This is a genomic window from Paracoccus halophilus (assembly GCF_000763905.1).
In the GTDB taxonomy this organism is placed as follows: Bacteria; Pseudomonadota; Alphaproteobacteria; order Rhodobacterales; family Rhodobacteraceae; genus Paracoccus; species Paracoccus halophilus.
This window is the reverse complement of record NZ_JRKN01000089.1, coordinates 1-1,369: the sequence shown is the minus strand read 5'-3', so window position 1 is coordinate 1,369 and position 1,369 is coordinate 1. Positions and strand designations below refer to the sequence as shown.

1 protein-coding gene is annotated in these 1,369 nt (G+C 58.1%); it reads left to right on the top strand.

The features are described 5' to 3' along the window. Positions 1-77: 77 nt before the first annotated feature. The gene (locus IT41_RS19195) at positions 78-1,100 is read left to right on the top strand and encodes an IS110 family RNA-guided transposase (RefSeq protein WP_036744395.1); all 1,023 of its coding nucleotides are present in this window, start codon (positions 78-80) and stop codon (positions 1,098-1,100) included. The last annotated feature ends 269 nt before the right edge of the window (positions 1,101-1,369 follow it).

The window sequence follows — 1,369 nt, the reverse complement described above, 5'->3', positions numbered from 1 at the left end:
CGCTCGATCCTTGATGGGGTGGATGCCCCTCCCGCGCCTCGTGGGCTACCGTGGGATAGAGAAGAGGAGGAACAGCAATGGACGAAGTTACCATCATCGGCGTCGATTTGGCGAAAAGCGCCTTTCATGTTCATGGGGCCAGCAAGGACGGCAGTCAGCTCTTCCAGAAAAAACTGACGCGGCGCCAATTCCCTGAATTCATGGCGCGCCAGCGGCCGTGCATGGTCGCAATGGAGGCGTGTGGGAGCTCGAATTATTGGACACGTGAATTGACGAAGATGGGGCACGATGTCCGCCTGATCGCGCCGATCTACGTAAAGCCGTTCCTCAAGCGTCAGAAGAATGACGCGGCTGATGCAGAGGCGATCGTTGAGGCAGCGCAACGCCCTTCGATGCGGTTTGTCGAGCCCAAAACCCCGGATCAACAAGCACGGGCCATGCTGTTTCGATCACGCGAGCAGCTCTTGCGCCAACGAACCGAAACAATCAATTCGCTTCGCTCCCATCTGTCGGAGTTCGGAATCATCGCCTCACAGGGCGCGGTTGGAGTTTCGCAGATTCGGGACACCCTCGATGATCCAGAGGCAACAATTCCGGAACTCGTGCGAGAACTTGCTGTCGGTCTCCTGCGGCGAATTGACCAGCAGACCAGCGAGTTAGACATTCTCCGGAAGCATATGAACGCTGTCTCGGAGGCTGGTGAAACTGCGCGTCGGCTTCGAACCTTGCCTGGCATAGGTCCTATTGGAGCACTAGCCATCGAAACCTTTGCGCCTGAAATGTCGACCTTTAGGCGGGGTCGTGATTTCGCTTCTTGGCTGGGGCTGGTTCCACGCCAGCATTCGACCGGAGGGCGGCCGCGGCTCGGGAGGACAACGAAGATGGGTCAGAGGGATATCAGACGCTTGCTGATTTCGGGAGCGATGGCAGTAATCCGGTGGGCAGTGCGGCGGCCAGGTTCGTTTGGACCATGGCTGCAGGCGATGCTGGCCAGAAAGCCGCGCCTCGTCGCAGCGATTGCGTTGGCAAATAAGATGGCCAGAGCCATTTGGGCCATGCTGACAAAGGATCAAGATTATCGAGGTTCGGTCGCCGCCTGATGGCGATGACCGCACAAGCGGGGGTGTGAGGAGGTCACTGCACGACGGGCGAATGATCGAACAGATCGGGACCAGATAAACCAGTGAGACGCTTGGCGCTTTACAGCGCGTATCCTTGATATGGACCTGGTCCGCGTATCTCCATCCCGGCCAGCGGCATGTGAATCGCCGCACTATACAGGCCTTACACATGAACGCACCCGATCACTCCGCCAGCGAGCAAACAACCGACTTGCATTAAACGGGGCATCCACACATGGCGTCTCGCT